This is a genomic window from Bacillus mesophilum (assembly GCF_008923265.1).
GTDB lineage: Bacteria > Bacillota > Bacilli > Bacillales > Cytobacillaceae > Cytobacillus > Cytobacillus mesophilum.
The window spans coordinates 48,543-69,936 of record NZ_WBOT01000012.1 but is presented as its reverse complement, the minus strand read 5'-3'; the positions used below and the strand labels follow the sequence as shown (position 1 = coordinate 69,936).

29 protein-coding genes are annotated in these 21,394 nt (G+C 33.7%); 26 read left to right on the top strand and 3 right to left on the bottom strand.

What is annotated here, in order from left to right; all coding sequences use genetic code 11:
• The 3 genes from F7732_RS22915 to F7732_RS21390 form a co-directional block, all read left to right on the top strand.
• Positions 1 to 199 (top strand): hypothetical protein (locus F7732_RS22915; RefSeq protein WP_205068228.1); only part of this gene is annotated, 199 nt, incomplete at its 5' end.
• Positions 200 to 239: 40 nt separating this feature from the next.
• Positions 240 to 752 carry a DinB family protein gene (locus tag F7732_RS21395; RefSeq protein ID WP_151576058.1) on the top strand — a complete coding sequence of 171 codons (513 nt, stop codon included), beginning with the start codon at positions 240 to 242 and terminating at the stop codon, positions 750 to 752.
• Positions 753 to 843: 91 nt separating this feature from the next.
• The gene (locus F7732_RS21390; RefSeq protein WP_151576057.1) at positions 844 to 1,290 is read left to right on the top strand and encodes an NUDIX hydrolase; all 447 of its coding nucleotides are present in this window, start codon (positions 844 to 846) and stop codon (positions 1,288 to 1,290) included.
• A 251-nt stretch (positions 1,291 to 1,541) separates the two neighbouring features.
• On the opposite strand, the gene F7732_RS21385 is transcribed toward F7732_RS21390, so the two are convergent.
• Positions 1,542 to 2,882, bottom strand: a complete 1,341-nt coding sequence (locus F7732_RS21385) for a DUF4062 domain-containing protein (RefSeq protein WP_151576056.1) — start codon at positions 2,880 to 2,882, stop codon at positions 1,542 to 1,544.
• An 83-nt stretch (positions 2,883 to 2,965) separates the two neighbouring features.
• Between F7732_RS21385 and F7732_RS21380 the strand changes: the two genes are divergently transcribed.
• The 17 genes from F7732_RS21380 (at position 2,966) to F7732_RS23325 (ending at position 16,237) form a co-directional block, all read left to right on the top strand.
• Positions 2,966 to 3,250, top strand: a complete 285-nt coding sequence (locus F7732_RS21380) for a hypothetical protein (RefSeq protein ID WP_151576055.1) — start codon at positions 2,966 to 2,968, stop codon at positions 3,248 to 3,250.
• Between the two features lie 55 nt (positions 3,251 to 3,305).
• A complete protein-coding gene (locus tag F7732_RS21375; protein WP_151576054.1) occupies positions 3,306 to 3,503 on the top strand; it encodes a hypothetical protein in 198 nt (65 codons plus the stop codon).
• A gap of 123 nt (positions 3,504 to 3,626) precedes the next feature.
• A complete protein-coding gene (locus tag F7732_RS21370) occupies positions 3,627 to 4,277 on the top strand; it encodes a hypothetical protein (RefSeq protein ID WP_151576053.1) in 651 nt (216 codons plus the stop codon).
• A gap of 177 nt (positions 4,278 to 4,454) precedes the next feature.
• Positions 4,455 to 4,631, top strand: coding sequence for a hypothetical protein (locus tag F7732_RS22740; RefSeq protein ID WP_161598931.1), 177 nt, complete (start codon positions 4,455 to 4,457; stop codon positions 4,629 to 4,631).
• 45 nt (positions 4,632 to 4,676) lie between these two features.
• Entirely contained in the window at positions 4,677 to 4,943 is a 267-nt protein-coding gene (locus tag F7732_RS21365) for a hypothetical protein (RefSeq protein ID WP_151576052.1), read from the top strand.
• Between the two features lie 378 nt (positions 4,944 to 5,321).
• Positions 5,322 to 5,699: a hypothetical protein gene (locus F7732_RS21360; protein ID WP_151576051.1), complete on the top strand. Its 378-nt coding sequence runs from the start codon at positions 5,322 to 5,324 to the stop codon at positions 5,697 to 5,699.
• 402 nt (positions 5,700 to 6,101) lie between these two features.
• Positions 6,102 to 6,386 (top strand): hypothetical protein, encoded by a 285-nt coding sequence (locus F7732_RS21355; protein ID WP_151576050.1) that lies wholly within the window; start codon positions 6,102 to 6,104, stop codon positions 6,384 to 6,386.
• Between the two features lie 1,059 nt (positions 6,387 to 7,445).
• Positions 7,446 to 7,892, top strand: coding sequence for a JAB domain-containing protein (locus F7732_RS21350; protein WP_151576049.1), 447 nt, complete (start codon positions 7,446 to 7,448; stop codon positions 7,890 to 7,892).
• A gap of 110 nt (positions 7,893 to 8,002) precedes the next feature.
• Complete coding sequence (locus F7732_RS21345) at positions 8,003 to 8,563, top strand: hypothetical protein (RefSeq protein WP_151576048.1); 561 nt, start codon at positions 8,003 to 8,005, stop codon at positions 8,561 to 8,563.
• A gap of 323 nt (positions 8,564 to 8,886) precedes the next feature.
• Positions 8,887 to 9,687 (top strand): hypothetical protein, encoded by an 801-nt coding sequence (locus F7732_RS21340; protein ID WP_151576047.1) that lies wholly within the window; start codon positions 8,887 to 8,889, stop codon positions 9,685 to 9,687.
• Positions 9,688 to 10,129: 442 nt separating this feature from the next.
• Positions 10,130 to 11,698, top strand: coding sequence for a primase C-terminal domain-containing protein (locus tag F7732_RS21335; protein ID WP_151576046.1), 1,569 nt, complete (start codon positions 10,130 to 10,132; stop codon positions 11,696 to 11,698).
• A 168-nt stretch (positions 11,699 to 11,866) separates the two neighbouring features.
• On the top strand, positions 11,867 to 12,484 hold the full coding sequence (locus F7732_RS21330; RefSeq protein ID WP_151576045.1) for a hypothetical protein: 618 nt from the start codon (positions 11,867 to 11,869) through the stop codon (positions 12,482 to 12,484).
• A 171-nt stretch (positions 12,485 to 12,655) separates the two neighbouring features.
• On the top strand, positions 12,656 to 13,111 hold the full coding sequence (locus F7732_RS21325) for a hypothetical protein (RefSeq protein ID WP_151576044.1): 456 nt from the start codon (positions 12,656 to 12,658) through the stop codon (positions 13,109 to 13,111).
• Positions 13,112 to 13,238: 127 nt separating this feature from the next.
• Positions 13,239 to 13,604: a Cas9 inhibitor AcrIIA9 family protein gene (locus tag F7732_RS21320; RefSeq protein ID WP_161598930.1), complete on the top strand. Its 366-nt coding sequence runs from the start codon at positions 13,239 to 13,241 to the stop codon at positions 13,602 to 13,604.
• Positions 13,604 to 15,136 carry a PcfJ domain-containing protein gene (locus F7732_RS21315; protein ID WP_151576042.1) on the top strand — a complete coding sequence of 511 codons (1,533 nt, stop codon included), beginning with the start codon at positions 13,604 to 13,606 and terminating at the stop codon, positions 15,134 to 15,136. The genes F7732_RS21320 and F7732_RS21315 overlap by 1 nt, the downstream gene beginning before the upstream one ends.
• Complete coding sequence (locus F7732_RS21310) at positions 15,136 to 16,065, top strand: DUF3102 domain-containing protein (protein ID WP_151576041.1); 930 nt, start codon at positions 15,136 to 15,138, stop codon at positions 16,063 to 16,065. Before F7732_RS21315 ends, F7732_RS21310 begins: the two co-directional genes overlap by 1 nt.
• Before the next feature lie 43 nt (positions 16,066 to 16,108).
• On the top strand, positions 16,109 to 16,237 hold the full coding sequence (locus F7732_RS23325) for a hypothetical protein (protein WP_275670942.1): 129 nt from the start codon (positions 16,109 to 16,111) through the stop codon (positions 16,235 to 16,237).
• A gap of 199 nt (positions 16,238 to 16,436) precedes the next feature.
• On the opposite strand, the gene F7732_RS21305 is transcribed toward F7732_RS23325, so the two are convergent.
• Positions 16,437 to 17,168, bottom strand: coding sequence for a hypothetical protein (locus F7732_RS21305; RefSeq protein ID WP_151576040.1), 732 nt, complete (start codon positions 17,166 to 17,168; stop codon positions 16,437 to 16,439).
• A 115-nt stretch (positions 17,169 to 17,283) separates the two neighbouring features.
• On the opposite strand from F7732_RS21305, the gene F7732_RS21300 reads away from it, so the two are divergent.
• Positions 17,284 to 17,475, top strand: a complete 192-nt coding sequence (locus F7732_RS21300; protein ID WP_151576039.1) for a hypothetical protein — start codon at positions 17,284 to 17,286, stop codon at positions 17,473 to 17,475.
• 41 nt (positions 17,476 to 17,516) lie between these two features.
• Here the strand turns inward: F7732_RS21300 and F7732_RS21295 are convergent, their stop codons facing one another.
• Positions 17,517 to 18,074, bottom strand: coding sequence for a DUF3967 domain-containing protein (locus F7732_RS21295; RefSeq protein WP_151576038.1), 558 nt, complete (start codon positions 18,072 to 18,074; stop codon positions 17,517 to 17,519).
• Between the two features lie 167 nt (positions 18,075 to 18,241).
• Here F7732_RS21295 and F7732_RS21290 point away from each other — a divergent pair, with 167 nt between their 5' ends.
• From F7732_RS21290 to F7732_RS21270, 5 genes are all read left to right on the top strand, one after another.
• Positions 18,242 to 18,625: a single-stranded DNA-binding protein gene (locus F7732_RS21290; RefSeq protein WP_151576037.1), complete on the top strand. Its 384-nt coding sequence runs from the start codon at positions 18,242 to 18,244 to the stop codon at positions 18,623 to 18,625.
• A gap of 21 nt (positions 18,626 to 18,646) precedes the next feature.
• A complete protein-coding gene (locus F7732_RS21285; protein WP_151576036.1) occupies positions 18,647 to 18,940 on the top strand; it encodes a hypothetical protein in 294 nt (97 codons plus the stop codon).
• A 75-nt stretch (positions 18,941 to 19,015) separates the two neighbouring features.
• On the top strand, positions 19,016 to 19,300 hold the full coding sequence (locus F7732_RS21280) for a helix-turn-helix domain-containing protein (protein WP_151576035.1): 285 nt from the start codon (positions 19,016 to 19,018) through the stop codon (positions 19,298 to 19,300).
• 144 nt (positions 19,301 to 19,444) lie between these two features.
• On the top strand, positions 19,445 to 20,740 hold the full coding sequence (locus tag F7732_RS21275) for a ParM/StbA family protein (RefSeq protein WP_151576034.1): 1,296 nt from the start codon (positions 19,445 to 19,447) through the stop codon (positions 20,738 to 20,740).
• 43 nt (positions 20,741 to 20,783) lie between these two features.
• Positions 20,784 to 21,317, top strand: a complete 534-nt coding sequence (locus F7732_RS21270) for a hypothetical protein (RefSeq protein WP_151576033.1) — start codon at positions 20,784 to 20,786, stop codon at positions 21,315 to 21,317.
• Positions 21,318 to 21,394: the final 77 nt, after the last annotated feature.

Below are 21,394 nucleotides of genomic sequence, written 5' to 3'. Positions count from 1 at the left end.
AACGGTACAGAATTATGGGGTGATTTTAGTAAAGTTGAAGAAGAATTCTTATCTTATTAAAAGTCACGAGGGCGATTTTTACATAGAGGGAAATTGCATTTTCTATTCCACTAAAGGGGCATTTAGCTCAAAAAAGAACATAAAATCTTTTCCTTATTATGGTATCATCATTAAAGATGCTTTTTCTTATTGGGGTTAGGATAGCGGGATTTCTACTGAGTAAATGAGGTGCAGTAATTATGGAGTTTAAGATAGACAAATTAAAGGGGTTTAGCCCCCAAATAGGACATCTTGTCTCACAAATGAACTATGCTAGAAAAACAACTTTAGAAGCTGTATATGGCTTAACTATGTCCGAATTAGATTTTTCACCGAGCAAGGAAAGCAATAGTATCGGAGCTTTATTATTACATATGGCGGCTATTGAAAAAGGATTCCAAATAGAGATTTTTGATGGAAGGCGTCCTAATGAACAAGAGATGGAAGAATGGGGGGCTCCTTACAGTCTAGGAGATAAAGGAAGAGAACAAATTAAAGGCTACCCCTTAGATTTTTATATTGCCAAGTTAGAAGAAGTTAGAAATAGAACATTGAAAGAATTAGCTGAACTAAACGATGATTGGTTATATGAGGATCGACTATGGGATAATCACACCTCTAATAACTATTTCATCTGGTTTCACGTATTTGAAGACGAAATTAACCATAGAGGCCAAATAAGAATGATTAGAAAAATGTTTTCTCAAAATTAATGATGTTCTTTCACAAATCGGTCAGGTTTGTTGAAGAAGTGTTCAATAGTATAATTAGTTTAAAACAGTAAGAACAGAGGAGATATAAATTATGACTGTCATCACATTTGGTCAAAAAGAAGATGCTAAAGAATACATAAAAAGACCTGCTGTTTATTGCTTAATGTTTAATAAACTAAAAGATAAAATTGCAATCATTAAAAAAAGTGATGGTAAGTATTTTCTTCCTGGCGGAGGAATTGAAAATAATGAGACTCACGAAGAATGTATGAAAAGGGAAGCATTAGAAGAAATGGGGATGGAGATAGAATTAGGTCATTTCATTGGTAGTGCCCAAAGATACTTTTTCTCCTCAAATGAAAATAAATATTACCTTAGTGAAGGTTATTTCTATTTATGCGAAATGGGTACGCAAGTAAGTGAGTCAACAGAAGATGATAACTTAGTTGTATGGGTTGAACCAATTCGAGCAGCAGAGAATTTGTTTCACGAACATCAAATCTGGTCAGTTAACGAAGCATTAAAATTGTTGAGCTAACAGGGAGCATTAATCTTTATTTTAGCTAGGTTTGTGAAGAAATGTACTTACACAAACGGGTGCGTTTGTTCAATATTTCCAATTTTTAATAAGCCGAAAATATGCAAGTTTTTATTCATTTCCTGCATAATTTCGGCTTATTTACATTCAAAAAACATACCGCCACAAACAGCATTATTTAATTGCCAAATACACATAAAGCATGGGTTATTAGTTTTTAAAAGAACCTTTTATCTAAGTAGAAAAATACATTATTCTATTATGCTTAATGGTATAATGAATTCTTCTGGTTTCGAGTATTCCTCGCAAATTACAGATAGTTTAATTTCAAATTCCCCTGGTTCTTTAGGTATTAAAATAAATGGATCTATAATAGTCCTTAACCTTGTATGTATTAAGGAATCACATACAACGGTGATTTCATCATCATCTAAATGTGCATAACATTTTCTGGGTGGACCAATATTAGGGCTTAAACTATTCCCTGCAGCAAAATCCGGAATTCTTCTAAAGTTATATCCAGAGAATCCATTTAAGGCTAAAAAAAAGTCGGAGTCTTTTAAGGGAATATATTCTTTATTGAAACGTCGTTCTGCACTTTTTACTGGATTAATCTTTATAGAAGGAATAGCCGGTTGAGTAAAGTCCCCTTTTTTTCCCTCTAAAACAGTAACAGAACTAGGAAACTTAATATCTACGTAAATATTGTTGGCTTTAATCGAACCTTTATTAGTTAAAGATATTTGAAAATCGAGGCCTGTGGAACTAATCTCTTCAAAAAGGTAAAGTTCTCTATTATACTCTTTTATCTGTTTAATTCCTTCAGGAACCCATGAATTGTAATCCTCAAAATCCTTTTCTTGTATATATTTTAGATATTCATTAGGTACATTTTCTTTTATAAGAATCTCTGGCTCCTCCAAAAAGTTTGGAGAAACCCGCATATATTCTAAATTAATTTCTTGTGAATTATTTATACCCACTAATATAGAGGGTTGCCTAGTAACTCTTAACCCCTCTAACTTTTCTTTTAAATTTCTGTTTTCTCTTGTCAAAGAAGCTAACTCCTCTGCTACTTGTGGTGAAGTGGCTTGATTTCCTCTAATCCATCCAATACGAGGATTAACAGTAAAAGAATGTGATAGACTCGTAGAAACCTTTGTAGCCAAATCATCTGGAGATGTCCAAAACTTGCACAACTTATTACGCTGTGCTTTAGCACGAAACTTATCTAATTTTTTCTTGGCATCTGCAGTAGCATCTAAATCAGCTGGTCTCACAGGAACATTTTTATCTATTATGAAAGCTAATACAGGTATTCCTTGTTCAATGGCATAATTATATTCCATCTCTGTAAAACTAATACCTTCAGAAGACATAGAACCATAACGATGACCTAAAATTAAGATATAATAATCACTTCTATCTATTTCTGATTTAATATGAGTCATTTGATCATCATCAGAGGCAGGAAACATCTCCATCCCTGCAGGAATTTGGTGTAGCTGTAGAATTGTATCCATTACTTTTTGGCGTGCTTCTTGAAGATCAGCGAAAGTAGAACTAATAAAAACCTGATATTTTTTATCCATTAAAGCCTCCTATATAGCGATCATGCTAAAGAACATCTCAATTTTAATGCTACAATTTTATTAACTATACATAGTCTGTTAACTTGCTAAATATTGCTTTATCCTTTGTAATAAATTTTAACTCATATAAAAATAAAAGTGGTGAAATTGTCTATCAAGATGATGAAATAACTGTAAGAAATTTCGGAGATGATCCAGAAGTAATAAAAATTATATCAGATTTTATAGGTAATACATATACTAGTAGTTCCGTGAATGATAACACCATTTCACCATTCTCAACAGTAGGACCTGGTGGACGTTCAGAACTCTCAGCAACAACTAATAATAGACCTGTATATTGGATGATAAAACCAAAAACAAAATGACGATATAACTTCTTTGGAACTGTAAAATTAAGATATCACTCTGGATTTAAAAGAGATGCAGATATCGGTGGTTTTGGAGCAATTTGGTGGATCAGTTAGTGGAACAGTAACAATGAATAAAAATAATGGTGGGTTTGCATACCTAGAAAGTACAGAGTATGCACTAAATGCTCATTATTTTACCGTGCTACCAGGAACATCAACATCATTTGGCCATCCTATTAGTAGAAAAGAAGAAGGAGCATTCATTTAAATGAATGCTCCTTCTGTCGTTTCCTATTTTTGGCTTAGATAATATTTGTATTATATAATACAAATATTATTATATTTACAATATAATAAGGTAACACTATTATAAATTAAAGGAGGAAATGTTTTGGAGCAAAGCGCAGCAGGAGTAAGGTCAAAAATGATTGTAAGTCCCCAAGTATCTAGAGAATCCAGATTAAATCAGTTGAAGTTTGATCTTAGTTTAAAGTTTGGAATTGATTTTAATAATACAGAAAAACACCAGTATCTACTTGCACGTAATAACCAGGAGAAAAAACATGAGATCGTAAGAATAGACAGAGGTTCACTTGATTACAAGGAGCCATTTGTAACTATTAATGGTCAAACTAAATCTCTAATGGATGTAGCTTTTTCAGGTGATTATTCTTTTGTTAAACCAGCAAAAGAAATTGAAACGGCAAGAGAGGCAATTAGTAAAGAATTATCAAAAGGAAATGAAAAAGTATATGTGGCAGCAGTGGATCAGGAAAAAGTTAAGAATGTTGCTGTTTTTGAAAGAGAACCTGAAACTAAGAATGTGCTAATAACTGAAATTAATGGAAAGAAACCATTTGACCCAGCAGTGAGGGATCAATACAATTTTGTAGAAAATGCAGTGAAAAACTTTCATAAATGTGTATTCTTCACCAAAGATGAGTATGAACGTTCAAGGGTAGTAGGTGAAGAGATAAGTATATCTAAAGAGAGACCAAGTCTAACAAAAGAAAAGTCACCTGAGAGAGCTTTAGACAGATAAATTAAATTGCTGTAACCGTTGGTATGTATGTATCAACGGTCTTTTTGATTAAAGACCAAACACTAGATTAATTTGTTGAAATTTCCAGTTTTTATTAATATAATTATAATATAATTATATTATATTGATTCACAAACGTTTGTGAATTTGTCCGTTTATCCTAAGGAGTTGGAAAAGTTGTCGGAAGAAAAGCGTAATGACTTAATTGCATTCTGTGTGAAAGCTACAGCCACTTTACACGAAATAGAAGAAACGCACATTGATAGGGCTGAATTTATTGCTATGGATGATGAAAATTTATTGCAAGAAGCGAATTGGTTAGATGATATGATAGGAGTGTTTATTAATGACTAATGAAAATTAATGATAGATGAATAATATAACAAGGGGTGAGTATTAATGAAAAAATATGAAGTGGAAAGCAGAATGAAAAGCTTACATCTTTTAATTACAACAAGTTTAATTCTAATATTTGTTTTAGCTTCGCTTATTTTATTACCGCATTCGGATACAGGTTCTTCATTCGCTTGGGCAGCAAAACAATCTAAGACAATTTCTAAATTTATAATCTTAATACCAGTTATCATCCTTTTATATTCAAGTCTAGCGTATATCCCTGTTAGAAAAGAAATCAAAAAGAATAAAAGATTTCATGGGTTTAGATAAACTGGAGACCACTTGAAGTAGTCTCCAGTCAAGGATTATTTTTTGTTCAATCTTCTTAAAAAAGTAAACAACAGTTTAAAGGTTTTAAATGGAATTTTAATAAAAAGTATTAACGGAATACATATAAAATTGACTTCTATACCCTTGAAAAGTTCATAAATGAATTCTACAAAACGAATGAAGATTATTAGTATTTCACCTGTAGTAAACATGCAGTACCTCCTTTTTAGTTGATACTTGCAATATCTAGTCTAAGGTGAAATTTATGTTGACCAACTTGTTTGTTCTGTTTTGGTGGCCAAAGAAGTTCTTATCGAAAACATAAGCGTTTCGCTGCTTAAACTATGTTCTTTGAAAAATTAGGATGGAGGTAGTAACGTGTTATTAAAACTTGATGGGGCAGAATTAGATCTTGATGATCTAATCGATCCTGAAGATAGACTAGTTCAAAAGTTAATTCAGTACATTGAATTAAAAAAGAACGACAGCAGCATGAGTAAAATTGAGGTTGGCGGTGCGTGTAAGGCTTGCGGTTCCTATATTAACCAAGATCCAACTTCATTTTTTTCAACTATACATAATTGTGAAATTTGGCATTTTAGCATTTTAACAGATGAAGAGCTTGATGACGAAGAAGACTATATTGATAAAGACTGGAAAAGAATTATGGGTGATGATTCAGATTGGACTCAGGAAGAAATTCGTATCTATCGCTGCTGTGATTGTAAGAAGTGGTACATAGATAACGATTGTTAGAGTTTTGGATATGCTTAATGATTGAGATAGCAACAGAAGTTAAATGAACTTACAAAAAAGTCTTATATTTTTATAGACAAAATAGAACGTATGTTTGGTATAATGGAGATATATGACAAAAGTTAGAAGTTAAGACCTGGCTTTTCAGCCTCTTTTATTCAGTGATCCGTGTTGAGAAACCTCACAGTCTAAACGGAATAAATGAAGTATGCTGGCTGATATCAAAACATAGTAAAGTTAAAAACAATGAAAATAGGTCTATAGGTACAGAAAATGCCGAAGATTGTCGGAAAATGTCGGGCGAATTATGGTGAAATGTTCACATTTCTGTGGTTTTTTGCGGTATTTTATCAGTATAATTTACCTATAAGCTTTTTTCTGTCGAAAGGAGTGTAAACCATAATGCAAAAAGGGCTATTAGACAAGTTCCTTTCACGTTTATCTGAGTGTCATTCAGTAGAAAGTTATATATCAGTTTTAAGCTGGGGGATCAGTGAATATAAAGCACAATCTGAATATCCTTCTTCTGAAATAGCTATTAGCAATCCGGTAGCTCTAATGACAATAGAAGTCTACCTCAAATGTCCGGAAGCTGTTGAAAATTATGCTTACCAGGAAGAAAGCGTTTCGATTATATATAATCGATTAAATAATGAAAAGCAATTACAAGTGATAGGAGCTTTTTAGGGCGGCAGCACGACAGCTGAAACGAAAAGAAAGATCGCCTTTTCGACCAGCTGTAACGTGTCGCTTCAGCACTAAATGCCTGGATAACCACAATCTGTACGCCTAACGGCTACATCTTGTAGGTTCCTCTGTCATTTGCCTCCGGCCGTACTGAACGAGCCGAAAGTCAAATACAGAAAAACAAATTCAAAACCAAGAGCAGAAGAGATCAAAAGGAAGACAGCCATCCGGCTGTTTTTTTATTTAAAGAACAAGATCAAAGCATAAACCTAATATTCGCTATGTCGCTCCTGGACGTCGCTAAATGAAGTGTATAAGCACGCTGTACGCTTGTGAATCTGTCCAATTTGGAATGTTAATTAGTCAGCCATTCCTAATTAAGCTATTTTAATAGCCGGCAGCTGGATGCTGCCGATGACAGTTGCTGAACGCAAACAGGATAATGAAAACCTTGGACTCTGTCCAAACCTGGTCAAGGGACCAGTCCCTTAACAATCTTCTGCAATGGCCCGTCATTGGGACGGGAAACGAACGGAAGGTTCGTTTGATCAAGACGGTATTTGAACAGGTGCTCTTTTCAAGGCATAAATTCCTTTCACTTCGTTTCAGTCAGACATTTATACTTGAAAAGTCAGTTTATGCGCACTACGTTGTAGTGCTATTTTGACTATTGTTTTTGACGTTTGGCTGTAATTTTAAAGAGTCTATGGTTATGAGTGGTTCGGAAGCTAGAGAGTCAACAGGATCATGTTCAGCTTCTTGTATGATTCGGAACTTCTGAAAGAATTAATATTCGTTTAATTAGTATGTAAATGGTAATTTCAGCTGTTTAATCAGCAAGCCCAATGTATGTAAAAGTATATATGGTTATGTGTGGTTGCGAACCTTTCAGAACTTCCGAAAGGTTGATATATAGGCATTTTATGAAGAGAAATTAATAGAAAACCTTTGACTTTTATATATAATTATATTATAATTATAAATATAAGGGAGGTGAGGAAGAGAAGTTTTTAAATCGGAGCAAACAACAAATCATTAAGAAAAAAGGGAGAGAATAGTTTGGAAACTGTTATCGAAATCGTTAGGATCAAACAAGTAACAAAAAAAAGAAGTGCAAAGCACCTATTAAATCGGATTTCAGCACCATTTATTGCGGCTGAGATACTACGAAAGGAAATCGGGGATGAAGATAGAGAAGTGTTCATGGTTCTTTGCTTAAACACCAAGCATGAAGTAATAGCAATCTATAGATGTCATGTTGGTTCTATCAATGCTACTATCGTACATCCAAGAGAAGTGTTCAAGGCGGCATTGCTAAATAATTCAACATCAATCGTGGTCGGACATAACCATCCGAGTTCGGATGTTACTCCTTCCAGGGAGGACATTACAATGACACAAAGGCTTGTTGAAGCAGGTAAGATCCTTGGTGTTACGGTGTTGGATTCGCTAGTGGTAGGAAGCACTTCAAACTTTACTTCTTTAAAAGAAAAAGGATATTTATAAAATATCCGCCTATCCCCTTTCACAAGGGGATAGGTGAAAATATAAAAACGATCCGATAACGATAACGATAACAAAACAGTGAAACTTTTAATAGGATTGGAGAATAGCACATGATTACATGTCCATATTGCGCTACTTCATTGAGGATAATGGATGCCGGACCATTTAAAGATCATGCAGAATGTACTTTTTGCCAAGTGTTGTTGGGTCCAGACTCAGAGCACGGTATGTACGCTCAAAACGGGGCGAGAATGCCACACATAAAGCAAAAGCCTATGATTACGATTGCAGATGCTGAGAAGCCTTTGTATGAGCTGAAAAAGCTGCATACGATTGATCTAATTCTTTGTTTAAAAGAAGCACGTTTGAAACGAGCAGATTTATATAATCTTGTTAGAACATTTAATGTTGCTGTTGATGGGTTAAAGTCGGATAGTAGCAAGGATTCTGAAGTTCAGCAATATTCCCAAGTAGCTGACGAACAGGGAAAAGAATATGAGTATTGGACAAGAAAATGCTGGTGCATCGAGAATTTGTTAATAGAGCGTTTGGGATATTTCCCCCAAAAGATTAATGATTTATTGTATTCAAAGTTTATTACCAACAAAGAGCGATCAATAAATAAAGCAATGAAGATATCTCGATCTAGAAATGAAAAGAATGTAAAGTGATATTCAGCAATGATATAGACCTGAAAAAACTCTTGGCCATATTAGTGGAATAAGAATACAGACCGCATAAGATTGAATTTAAGAGGATCTATTTAGCAATTAAGCCATTTGTGGCTTTTTTGCTCATCTTTAAGAAAGCATTATCTTTAATGACTATGAAAAGATCTTTATTCTACTTTGTATTTATGTTATAGTATAAATAACTTTTTTCTTAAAATTTGTTGTTGGGAAACCTTAGAATATCCACTAAGGTTTCTTTTATTGTTGAATTTATGTATATTTTTATATTATAATTATAAATAAAAACTGAAAGTAGGATTTTAATGAGTATTGTTATACCGGCTTATTTGCTCAAAAAACAATTAAAGCAAATTAATGATTGTATACCGGTATCGAGAAGATCCCGTTTAATAAGTGATTTTATCTTATCACATAAACTTGAATTTCCCGATAGTCCAGATGAATTAAAAAAACTGAGTGAATGGGAACCTGACGGGGAAACCGTGATTGTGCCTATGTTTTTTTCTGATGCAGCTGCAACTATTATTGATGGCTATGTCAAAAAGTTAAAATCATTGTTAGATCAGCAGAATATTCCAGCTTATATTGGTAGAGCCACTGTGATAAGGTTTATCCTGGATGCATACGCAGAGTACTTAAAAGATAATCCAATAAAAAGTAGTGAGAAACAATTTTTTGTTGTACATGTATCAAGTGATGTTAAAGATAAGCTGGATCATTATATTGATAAAATGGAAAGATCATCAACCATTGATGGTTATATTAGTGAAGAATACAAAGGACCTGGACCAGGTGTTACGGCGAAGCACATTAAAGCAAGGATTGCTGGAGAGAAAGTACAGTTACCATTATATTTAGACGTAGAGACGATTGATAGGGCTACCGATATAGCTAATCAATTTGTTGGCCAACATGTGACAAAAACACATATTATCCGGCATGCGATCAACGAGCTGCTAAATGTATTGGAAAAAGAAAATCCAAGAAAAAAAGTGCTGCAGAACAAGCTGCAATCGAATTTAGACGAATTAATGAAGCATGCGGAATTTGACGAGATACAAGAAATGCTAGAACTTTATAAGACAAAAAAAGACGAGACCTAAATTTAGGTCTCGTTTTTTAAAAATTTTCCACTTTATAACGATAAGATATGATATGATATTTAAAAGATTGTTGAAAATTGTTGCCGATTATTGTAGTATAGTATACAAATAGAATGATATTTACTAGATACACATAATTTTACTAGATAAATAGAAAAAATTAGTAATAGAGACTATTAAAAAATTAAATAGCAAAGAAAAAAGCCTGATGTTGGAGCATCAGACTTTTGAGTAGCGAATGACACCCAAAATCATTCGCATTTCTTTAAATTGTTAATTGTATTTTAACATGTTTTTTTTGGCTTGTAAAGAATAAAAGTCATCTAGTTTAAGTTAAACTAGTTTAGATTTTATTCCTACAGATCATTGTGTTTTATACATATTTATAGGGTGTCATTTTGTTACGTGTCTTTGCCATGACATTTAACAAGGTGGCACTTTTTTGTGTTACCGGAAAGGAATTTCCATGGCACAGGTTACTGAATTTTCTGTATCTGACGTGATACAGTTTATGACTCAGAATGACTTAGAGTTATATAAGCGCAGTGGATCCGCAGCATCCCTAGTTCAGCGTGTTGAATATAAGAACGTTAGGACTAATCTTAAATATAAAAAAGGCGTTGTGTTTGTGTCGCCTACTAAAGAAGATCTTCAGGAAGGTATAGGATACATTGTTACGTCCTATGAAACACTGAATCAACAATATAATGATCTATCGCATTGGACTCCTAATACGTTCCGATATGGCACTTATTATAATTTTAAGAAAAGAATTATTAAGGGCCATACAAAAGATAACTTAAAGCAAATAAATGTAATTGGTTTTGACATTGATACTAAAAAAGTGGATCCTTATGAGATCTTTTTAACCTGTGATGAAGTTGGACTTCCAAGACCTAATATTGTTTTGGAAACTCCGAAGGGATACCAGGGCTTCTTTGTTCTGGAAACACCATTCTTTATTCATGCAAAAGAAGATTACAAGGCATTACGGGTTGCAGAGCGTGTATCAGAAAATATGCTTAATGGATTAAAAAAGTCGCTTCCTATTGACTTAAACTGCAATCCATTTGGCTTCTTTCGCATGCCAGCCGATTCAAATATTATATTTTTTGATGATCAGCCGGTTAATACAAATCAATTAATCTCCTGGTCTATTTCCCATGAGAAAGAAGAACGCAAGAATAAGTTTCGTGTTATTTATGGGGGAGCTGCCAATGCTGAAGCATTGGATTATACGTCTTCAGACTGGTATAAGGCTCTAATTAACGCTGTTGAGATCGGAAGTGGCCATTTAGGTGCTGGTAGAAATAACGCCCTTTATACCCTAGCCCTGGCTAATTACGCAAGTGAGAAACCCTTTGAAGAAGCGTATGACGAATTAGATCAATTTAATTCAAATTTAAAGAAACCACTATCTAAGAGAGAATTCGAAAAGACAATTAAATCTGCTTATTCAGGGAGAAGAGCTGGTCCAAAACGAACTTATGTTGATGGGCTTCTTCAGTTATGGACTGATGGATCTGCAACATTTTCTGGCCGTAATGGGTGGTATAAGTTTAAAAAGAATCGTGAGGATCGGGTAAGATCCCATTACGATGAAAGAGAAAGTGATTTAGTGGAGTATTTAAAGGCCCATATCAGTGCTACAAACCCATACTTTGAAGGTTCCTTAAAAACCCTTGCTGAAGAAGTTGGAATGGCTCTATCAACTCTTAAAGAGGTTTTAAAGCGTTCAAAATTAATAGTAAAAAAGGTTATTGGCCGTGGAAGAAATGCAGTTACTAAATATACAACAAAAAGCATCTTATTCAAGCATTTATTAGTTTTAAAGCAAGCACGAAGAGACCTTGTGCAGCTGTCAGCTTTCACTTCACCAGGACATAAAGACAAGCTGAAGGATAAAACAGCCTTAATCAATCTTGATAGAGAAATAGAAGCCATAGAAGCTTTTGAAGACGGGGATATTATACCAGGTAATTCACCACCGACTATCAAATATATCAGTTGATTTTAATGAGCCAGTCTGCCATTACATATCAGTACTACCCTTTCTTTTCTGTTTAGGCTATCTGTCTTGCATTGGTACGTTGTCTTTTGTTTTTAGTTCTTTATTGATTATGAAACATATTTACTGATTATTACGTAAGATAGGTAGATTTAGAGGAGGGGGACGACTATGGATTTAAAGGAGATTCTACATATAGCTGAGCATGTTTTACCTTTCATCATACCGTTTATTTCTGTATATTGTGCTTTCTTTATCACTAAAAAGCATAATGAGAGGCAGAATTTAAAAAATGAAAAGACTCAAAGAATCAAATTATTAACTTTATTAAGAAAAGAAGCTGAAATGTTTAAAGATTATCGTTATCAGAAGAATACTCATAGATCGAAAGAATTTGTTACGATCAAGCTGATCCTTACAAGTCCAGCTTTTAATGTTTCAGATCATGGTAAAATTATTGAATTAGCTTTGGAAATGGAAAGGATCAATCAAAATATTGATATTTCTATAAATGCGATGAGTGGTGTTATTTCTACTTCAATAGGAGGATATTTGAGTAAGCTATCTTCAGGGAGTCCAGTTTTAGGTTTGATGAATTCAGGAATTATGAAATTTTTTACTGGTAAAAGACATGTTGATCGTTACACTGAAGCAATGAATAAACTAGTTGAACAAAACATTAAAGACTCTACAAAAGATTCTCTTCCAGTGATTGATGAGATAATTAGGGAAGTTGATCGATTGCTCTTAATAGAGGTTACACCAAAAAAATTTAAAAATAGGGCTTAATGAAGTAGCTGCAGCTTTATTTTGTAAGTCATCAGGATCCCTTTCTATTGAGAGGGCTTTTTGAATTTTATTTGATAAAAAGATGAATAGCAATTGCATTTTATATATAATTATATTATAATTGTATATATATATATATAAGGGAGCAGTAATCAAATAGGGGGTTAGATCATGGTGTTTTGTCCGCATTGTCAATCAAAACTAAATAAAATGAATAGTCAGCTATATTGTTCATTTTGCGAGATTAAAGTTGATGTTGAAATTCAAACTATGCAGAAACTTAAAGGTGCTGTAGATCGTGTGGATGCTCAAAAATCGACCATGTTTCTTAAGCTCTATCATACATATGATTTACTTTTGTTATTAAAGTTTTGCCGGCAAGAAAGAAGAGAAGCTTATGACCTAATGCAGATTATTAAGAAGGGGAAAGAAGCTTTGGGTCCTGCTTTTCAGGAGGGAATTAGGGACTCATATATGTTTTATGAATATTGGACTAAAAAAGTTCGAATCATTGAAAGTTTAGTTAAAGAAAGACTTGGTACGATACCGAAAGCAGTAACAAATCATCTGTTAGAAATGTTTTTTGCTTCATTCCGGGAAGCAGATTCTACCTTAAAGTATGCGTAAGCTGTATAGCCAATGTTCAGGCTGTGGTGCTGATTTTATTGTAGGTGCTGGCCAGCAATCTCTGTATTGCTCAGAAAGTTGTCAAAAAGGTCACACGTTATTTCAACAAAATGAAGGAGGTTATCCAATGAAAGACAAAGCGATTGAAAAAATTAAGGCTGAAATGGATAAGGAAAAAGGCGGTTATTTTCAACATGTAGGTAAATTTTTGTTGGATTGTATAGAAACTAATCCGGTAGCATCTGAAAAAATAATGGTTGAAGGAAAAACAATCAGTAAAAGTATTGCTGCTATGAAAAAAGAAGCTAAGAAAGTTGCAGTAAACGGCTGTGGGATTTTGACGGACGAGGAAGGGTTTAAAATTGTCTTAAAATATTACGGGATAAAAGACCAGTTGAAGGAAAAAAACAGCACAGATAAGGTTGCTGCAGTTGTAAATCAAGTCAATAAAACTAGGGTTAAATTTGATGTGAGATTGGAGGATCTATTGTAATGAAAGGATCAACACAAGAAGCGAGAGAGTTTTTACAACACTTTCCGGAAGGTTACAGTGATGAAATTCATGATTATATTAATAATACAGTACTTTTAGAGAGTCGATACATTTTTACATATAGGAAAGGTAAACAACAATTTGGCTATTGTACCCACTGTCATAAAGATTTTAGAACAGAAGGTTTGAAACATAAAGGTTTTACCGTATGTCCTAAATGTCAATCCAATTGCCGTATTCAAGCAAGTGGTTTAGGCCGTAAATTTATGTTTGATGATGGATATGCAGTGTTTTATGAAAAATCAGAAGTAGATCCTACAGCTATTATAGCAAGAGGAATTTACGTTTATCGGAATTATAAAGATGATTACAGGAAGGTTGAAACTAGCATCAAATTGTATGGATTATATTTGTTTAAACCAGGCCAAAGTCAGTTCTATGCTAACTATGGTTGGAATGATTCATTTACAGAGAGAAAGTCCGTATTTTCCTTAAAAGAGAGTTTTCCTGGAACATCTAAATTTTGTCCGAGAAATTTTATTGAAAATGCAGTCAATAATACTTTGTTTCAATATTCAACATGGGAAGATTTTGCTTTTCGACAATGTGACATGACTGAATTTTTCAGTTTGTTTTCAAATTATCCATGTATCGAATATCTTTCAAAAATGGGATTGAAAAGTATGGTAGAAGCTAAATTGTTTGGTAGAAAAACGAATAATGCAATTAATTGGCGTGGGAAGACAATAGATAAAGTTTTAAAACTAGAAAAGAATGATATTAAAACGATCAGACCTCACTTTGCTGAGTTAAGTACAAGCGCATTAAGATTGTATCAACTTGGAAAAAAAGATGGTTCCAAGTTATCCATAGATGAAGCATTATCTATTGGTAAAGAACTAGACACTGTTAATGACCTGAATCCAATTTTAAAGTTAAGACCTACAAACATAAAAAAAGTAATTAAATATTTGAGAAAACAGTTAGATAAAGATAAAAAGAAGCATTATTATCGAATGTCCCATGTTTTGTCTGATTGGAAAGATTATATAAACGATTGTAAGAAGCTGTTACTAGATCTTGATAATGAAATGGTTATATTTCCTTCAAACTTATATACAGCTCACCAAAACACTAATAAGCAAATTAAATATGAGGCCAATGATTTACTAGATCGACATATTAAAAACAGGATGAATAAGCTAAAAGTCTATGAATATAGCGACTCACAATTTGTTATTCGGCCAGCTGCAAGTACAAGGGAACTGATAAATGAAGGAGCTGCACTTAATCATTGTGTTGGTGGATATGCAGAAGATTATGCATATGCAAAAACGACTATTTTACTCATTCGTGAAAAAACGAACCAGGAAGCTCCTTTTTATACTGTAGAAGTAAAGAAAGGCAAGATCAAACAAGTTAGAGGGAAAGGTCAAAGGCTGCCGACAAAAGAGGTTCAGCAGTTTATAGATAGATTTGAGAATAGTGTTTTGAATAGGAAGAAATCTACAAGTGGAAGGAAAACTGGATAATGAATGATTTAGCAAAGAGAACAGCAGATGTCATAGCGACAGAAATAAATAGTATTAAAGACACTACAAAGAAAATCGTATTGAGTAACAGCATTGAGATTGGCCGTAGATTAGTAGAAGCGAAAGAAATGGTCGATCATGGCCAATGGTCCCAATGGTTAGATGAAAATGTGGACTACTCACAAAGCTCTGCTAATAATCTTATGAAATTGTATAGGGAATATGGTGCTGGACAATTGTCCGGTCCAAATTCCCAAACGATTGAGAATTTGACATACTCAAAAGCAGTACTGCTGCTAGGAGTACCGAGTGAAGAACGGGAAGAGTTTCTCCAAAAGAATAACGTTGAAGAGCTTTCGGCTAGACAGTTAAAGAAGCTTATTAGTGAGAAAAAAGAATTAGAAGAGAAACTGTTAGAACTAGAAACGAATTTAGGAACTGAGCAAAGCCGAGCAAAAGACCTTGAAGGTCAATTAGGTGATCAATTATCTGTAAATGATAAAACAATGATTCAGATTGAAACCTTAAAAAAAGACTTAGATAAGGCGAATAACACAGAGGATCAGATTGAACTTAAAAGACTTGTTGGAGAACTAAAGGAAAAAGATGAAGAATTATTAAAAAAACAAGAGAAGATGAGTGAACTGGAAGGTCAGCTCAAAAAGAAACCTATTGACGTTCCTGCAGTGATTGAGAAGATTCCAGAAGAGGTTCAGATTGAATTGGATCAACTAAGAGAAAAGGTTAAAAAAAGTGATCATGCTGCCTCAACTCAGGAGTTTATTGAGTTTAATGTAGCCTTCAATACTTTAGTTAAACATTTTGAAACCATATTACAAAGCTTAGAAAAGCTATCAGGTTCCGAAGAATCAATGAAATATAAAAATGCTGTAAGTGCGCTAATAAAAAGAATGGAAGCAGAATTATAATTTTTTTTTTACTGTATACTATATAAACTAGGAGGAATGGACAATGAAAAAGGATAGTGGATACAGGTATCCGGAGCAAGAAGAAAAAATAATTATTCCCGATACAAAAAAAGAGTACTTGATTCTTCCTGAAGACCTTAATGAAGAAGAAAAAGAGGAAAAGGAAAAGTAATTCTGATTGTAGCAGCATCTAAGCTTCACGCTTATAGAATCCTTCAGACACAAGAAAAAGAGCTTTTAGTGCCAGCAAGCAGCCTAAGAGCTCTTTTAACAAATCGTTGTAAGCCCATTCTATTACTTAGGATGATGTAAATCAAATCCCAAAGAATTAGGAATCTGTATTAAACATTGCAGTGTTGCAAATTATATTGTTAATCGTATTTTTTACCCGCGCGTGTTATATGGTTAACTAATTTAATATATTGAGTTCTAGCACTATTCTTATAGGTAGTAAGTGTAAACATATTATTATAGTAACCATCTTTAGGACTATAATAAATTTTAAATGTATACCAGATTGTTGATCCACTAGTATCGCTTGCTGATACTATAGCTGAAGCCAATGAAGCTATGATTTTTGCAGTTAAAATTATCCCCATAACAGCACCTGTTCCAGTTGGCAATAATAAAATTATTGCTGTGACTGCATATACTGTAAAGAGTGTGACATTAAAACTATTATTAAATGTATGTACAAGTCTCCAATTATAGTCAGACATTGTACTAAATCCTGCATCGCTTATCTGGAGGTCTCCAGATAATTTTTCTTCACCCTTCTGTAAGCCTTCAGACAAATCTTCAGAGGCATCTCTTATTTCTGCCAAGTATTCATCACTTGCTAACTCACCATTAAAACGAAGCTCATCTTTTACACGATCATAAGAGACTGTTTGTAAACCATCTTTCTCACTTTCAATATAAGCAGTTTGAACATCCTCGTCGGTTTCTAAAGTTAGGGTATAAGTAACCCCTTCAAGTTGAAAAGTATGAGAATCTTTAATTCCGTTTGGTACTGATTGATTAGATAGTGCGGCCAGTGATTGAAGTGGAGTGGCAAAGAACAAAAGTAAAACACTAAAAATTAGTAAAAACCTTTTTTTCATGTCAAATTCCCCTTTCTATTTGATGTGGTTAATGCTACCATATTTTACAAAGAAAAGGTTTTCAAAAAATGTAAAGATTTTGTAAATTATCAAAATACAGGAGGTTGAAAGCGGAATGAAGACAATTTTGGTCATATTAGTAGGTTTGCTTGGAGTAATAATTGGAGCTTTTGTGTTGTCTATTGGAAATGAAGATGCAACCTTTCAAGCTAGATTTATAACAAAGTTAATAGGCCTCCTATTTTTGATTGGTGCAGTTGTTTTTGTTCAGTGGTACTGGAGTTCCTTGAAAAGAGGAAATCAATAAAAAAATCACCCCAGTCATATTTAGGCCGGGGTGATTTTTAATTATTCTTTAGAAAAGAATGAGAATAAACCTTTTCGCTTCTTTTCTTTTTGCTGCTGTTCGATCAGCAACGTGTTTGACTTTTGAACTTCCCTAATTGACTCCAGTAACATTTCATCTCTTTTATTTAACCGTTCGTCTATGTATTTTTGCTGCTGCTTAAGTGTCTGTAAAAGCTCGTTATTAAAGGCTTTTAACTGTTCTTGTCCTTCTTTTAAAGAATTGATCTCTTTAATTAAAGTGTCAATTTGAGTGCTATCATAACGGTTTACAGGAACGCTGTTCTCGCCGTTCTCCTGTGCGGACGGTTCATCTTTATACTTTGATGCTACAATAATTGAAGCGTTCTGTAAGGATAAGTTTTGGACTTGAACCAGGTTGCGAAGTGATTTCAGAACTACTATATCCCTATCAGAAAACATACGTCTTTGTTTAACCGTTCTTGCAAAGTAATATCCTTGTTCTTCTAGAGCAATCGACCATTTGCGTAATGTACTGTCAGCTATGTCTAGAAGCAAGATGATTTCCTTTGGTGCATAGAGTTTATCCGTTCCTTCCATGTGCGTTCCTCCGTTCTTCTTTTAATGAAATTCTACATGGAAAACTAGAATATGAATAGGGGAACGTATGTGCATAGAAACCTTCTATAAATATTGTTATTACTAGAAAATATTTCTTGATAGTGATTACTCTAAATGTTATAATTATATTATAATTATATAAGGAAGTGTTAAATCTGATAAATAAGTCGATTTTTAATGGGAGATTGGTTAAAGATCCAGTATTTAGAAAGTTGCCTGAAGATAATGCAGTAGTTAGTTTTTCTGTTGCTGTTAAAAGAAGTTACAAAAACAATCACCAGGAATACGATGCTGATTTTATACCTTGTATTGCTTGGGGGAATAAGGCGAAGTTATATGCTGATAGACTAAAAAAAGGCATGCTGGTTGGTATTTCTGGCTCACTTAGATCGAGAACTTACGAAGACGGAGAAACCGGGAAGAAGCATGGTGTTTTAGAAGTGCTGGTTGAAGAACTAGACTTTCTTGAGCCTAAGACCCAGCAAAAGAATGATGTAGACTTTAAACTTAGTGAAGATCCGTTATCGTGATCTCTAAAGGTGGGGGGATCGATGATTAAGAAACTAGGCAAACTGATTTTATTCTTGTATGTATTATCATTAACCCCAATTCCACTCCTGGGTTTCGGAGCTGCTCTTTTTTGGTATAAAGATGGATATTATATAGAGGATATAAAAAGCACAGTCTCTTCTATTTGGTTTGAAATGATTGAAAACTATGAACTTCAATATTTGAATGAATTAATAGGATATTTTGTTGGTTTCACAGTTTTCGCAATAATCTTATTAACATTCCTTGTAATTTGGTTTAAACTGAAAAATAGAAGAGTTTTAAAAGCTAGATAATAGCTTTTAATTTTTTACCTATTTTATATCGTATGATATCATCATTATAATAAAAGAACTTGGAAGGTGGATTTAATGAAAGATCTGTCAGTACCATTGCAATCAATTATTGATACTTTAACTCCAACTAGCTGGGAATTATTAGAGCTTATAAATACTAGTCCTGAATTAAATTTTTATGAGATTAGAAAAGAGACGAATCTAAGCCAAGAAAAATGTTACAAAGAATTAAGTCGATTAGAAGGTGGAGTCCTTATTACTAGTAATCGAAAATTCTCTGATAAAAGAATAATTGGCTATAAAATAACTAAGTTTGGATTAGTCGCTTTAGAACAGTATAAACCACAAAGTCTGGTTTAGTTTAAACTAGTGTAACTTAAACTAGTTTAAACTAGATAATGAATATAACTGATTAACCAGTAGTTTAAACTAATTTCAATGAATCTAAACTAACTTAAATTAACTTAAACTAGTTTAAACTAGTTTATAAATGGAGGAATTATTGTGGTAGAAGATTTATATAAAAAGGATGTTTTATTAACAGGGATCGATCCAGGTAACATTACGACTAAAGTTTCTTATTTGGATGAGTCAGGTAAAACTGAGAATTTTACAATTCCTACAGTAATTGCACCAGCGCCAGCTCATGCAGTTGCATATAACCAACAAGTTGATAAGAATGATAAAACGAACATCGAAGATTTTATACATATACGTGTTGATTCAGCTGCTATGGATAAGGATGAAAACAATAGATCCTGGTATGTAGGTGAAAATGCAAAAAAGTCACCTGATAAAGTGCAGCCTTCTATTTCGCAAAATGGTGATGCTGAAGATAAATTTTCGGATAGTAATAGAAAGGTTTTTGTATTACCAGTTTTAGCAGGTATTGCGGTCTCTGCATTAAAGGTATCTAAGAGAAAAGTTATTGCTCCTTTATCTACAGGAATCCCGTCAAAAGGGTATCTTAAGCATGAACAAACCTTAAAACAAAGATTTGTTGGTGAACATACGGTTACATTTATTGATGGCCCGTATGCTGGCGAAACGGTACTGATCATAATTAAAGATGAAGAAGCTCAAATTCACGCTGAAAGTGTTACTACAGCGATTGCATTAATGTATGATATTGAAAATGGTGAACTGGTTGAAACGGAATTGAAAAATAAGCTAGATGGAACTACTTATGTTATTTCCGATCTAGGTGCTGGTACAAGTGACTATGCTGTTTTTAACGAGACTGGATTAGATAAAGTAATGACTAGACGTTTTGCTGAAGATAATCAAGGTGAAATGAGCAGAATTGGTACAAATTCTTATATTGACCGTATTATTGAAGCAGTATATAACGATCCGGCGTTTGAACAGCAGCGAAGTGTTATTGAGAAAACAAAAGATGATACAAGAAAGCCGGCTGAGCTAACTTCTAGAGAAATTTTTATGAAAAAGTTAATCAAACCTGTTATTGAAGAATCAATAAGAAAAGGAACAGCTCCGAAATTCACATACAGCTGGGCTAGAAGTAAAAATGTTGATATAACACAACATGTTCTAAAAGAAATGAAAAACTACGCTGAGTTGCAATCGTCTAACATTGAGTTAGCCTGGACAATGGCAAATACAGATCATGTTGTAGCAGTAGGTGGCGGTGTGTTGTTTGGCCATTACGGCGGTCTTAACGGTTTAGAGGAAAAAGAAGTAATTATTCCAGACTTGTTAGAATCACAGTATTTTACTAGTAAAGCATATTTAATTGTGAGCTATTTAATGAGATTACAAGTTGAGCAGCTTCAGAGCTAAATGAAAAGGGGCGTTGCCCCTTTTTGAGAAAGGATGGAGATTAATGGATCCTAAAGGCTACGAGGCTGGGAAGTCAACTTCTTTTACGCCTGCTCGAAATGCAAATTGGATAGATGAATTTAACGAAATGCTTATTTCTGAAGATATCAGCCGAAATAAATTAACGGAAAGACTCATCCAAGAAGCTTTAAAGGCCAGAAAAGAAGGTGGCTTTGCTAAGGTGAACCAACCTCAAACACGTCAAGCTTCCTTTGGTGGTGACTCAATCACACTTAAGTGTGATGGTTTTTCTGAAGAAGAAATTCGTTTGATTACTTCTCCTGATTTTAGTTACGTTATTAAAAACTTTCTGCATCGGTTGCTTGAATCGCATGAACAGATAGGCAGTGAAGTAATAGCTAGCACTAGAACTAATGTTGAAAAGCCTGTTGTAATTGAAACTGATCCTCCACTGGCTGCTGAATCAGTTGATAAATCAACTGAAAAAACTCAACCGATTTCAGAAGATAATCAAGTCAGACGTAAAGCATCTGCTGTAGATGCCTTGAAGTTTGTTAAAAGCATAAAGATGGAATGATAAAAGGCTAATGTTGCTTTCAGGCAGCATTGGCCTTTTTTATTTAAATGAACTTAGACTAGTTTAAACTAATCTAA

What these genes read in the sequence shown, in the direction of transcription:
- F7732_RS21395 (WP_151576058.1), top strand. Translation starts at nt 240, where the DNA reads ATGGAGTTTAAGATAGACAAATTAAAGGGGTTTAGCCCCCAAATAGGA.
- F7732_RS21390 (WP_151576057.1), top strand. Translation starts at nt 844, where the DNA reads ATGACTGTCATCACATTTGGTCAAAAAGAAGATGCTAAAGAATACATA.
- F7732_RS21385 (WP_151576056.1), bottom strand. Translation starts at nt 2,882, where the DNA reads ATGGATAAAAAATATCAGGTTTTTATTAGTTCTACTTTCGCTGATCTT.
- F7732_RS21375 (WP_151576054.1), top strand. Translation starts at nt 3,306, where the DNA reads ATGCAGATATCGGTGGTTTTGGAGCAATTTGGTGGATCAGTTAGTGGA.
- F7732_RS21365 (WP_151576052.1), top strand. Translation starts at nt 4,677, where the DNA reads ATGAAAAAATATGAAGTGGAAAGCAGAATGAAAAGCTTACATCTTTTA.
- F7732_RS21355 (WP_151576050.1), top strand. Translation starts at nt 6,102, where the DNA reads ATGCAAAAAGGGCTATTAGACAAGTTCCTTTCACGTTTATCTGAGTGT.
- F7732_RS21345 (WP_151576048.1), top strand. Translation starts at nt 8,003, where the DNA reads ATGATTACATGTCCATATTGCGCTACTTCATTGAGGATAATGGATGCC.
- F7732_RS21340 (WP_151576047.1), top strand. Translation starts at nt 8,887, where the DNA reads ATGAGTATTGTTATACCGGCTTATTTGCTCAAAAAACAATTAAAGCAA.
- F7732_RS21330 (WP_151576045.1), top strand. Translation starts at nt 11,867, where the DNA reads ATGGATTTAAAGGAGATTCTACATATAGCTGAGCATGTTTTACCTTTC.
- F7732_RS21325 (WP_151576044.1), top strand. Translation starts at nt 12,656, where the DNA reads ATGGTGTTTTGTCCGCATTGTCAATCAAAACTAAATAAAATGAATAGT.
- F7732_RS21320 (WP_161598930.1), top strand. Translation starts at nt 13,239, where the DNA reads ATGAAAGACAAAGCGATTGAAAAAATTAAGGCTGAAATGGATAAGGAA.
- F7732_RS21315 (WP_151576042.1), top strand. Translation starts at nt 13,604, where the DNA reads ATGAAAGGATCAACACAAGAAGCGAGAGAGTTTTTACAACACTTTCCG.
- F7732_RS21310 (WP_151576041.1), top strand. Translation starts at nt 15,136, where the DNA reads ATGAATGATTTAGCAAAGAGAACAGCAGATGTCATAGCGACAGAAATA.
- F7732_RS23325 (WP_275670942.1), top strand. Translation starts at nt 16,109, where the DNA reads ATGAAAAAGGATAGTGGATACAGGTATCCGGAGCAAGAAGAAAAAATA.
- F7732_RS21305 (WP_151576040.1), bottom strand. Translation starts at nt 17,168, where the DNA reads ATGAAAAAAAGGTTTTTACTAATTTTTAGTGTTTTACTTTTGTTCTTT.
- F7732_RS21300 (WP_151576039.1), top strand. Translation starts at nt 17,284, where the DNA reads ATGAAGACAATTTTGGTCATATTAGTAGGTTTGCTTGGAGTAATAATT.
- F7732_RS21295 (WP_151576038.1), bottom strand. Translation starts at nt 18,074, where the DNA reads ATGGAAGGAACGGATAAACTCTATGCACCAAAGGAAATCATCTTGCTT.
- F7732_RS21285 (WP_151576036.1), top strand. Translation starts at nt 18,647, where the DNA reads ATGATTAAGAAACTAGGCAAACTGATTTTATTCTTGTATGTATTATCA.
- F7732_RS21280 (WP_151576035.1), top strand. Translation starts at nt 19,016, where the DNA reads ATGAAAGATCTGTCAGTACCATTGCAATCAATTATTGATACTTTAACT.
- F7732_RS21270 (WP_151576033.1), top strand. Translation starts at nt 20,784, where the DNA reads ATGGATCCTAAAGGCTACGAGGCTGGGAAGTCAACTTCTTTTACGCCT.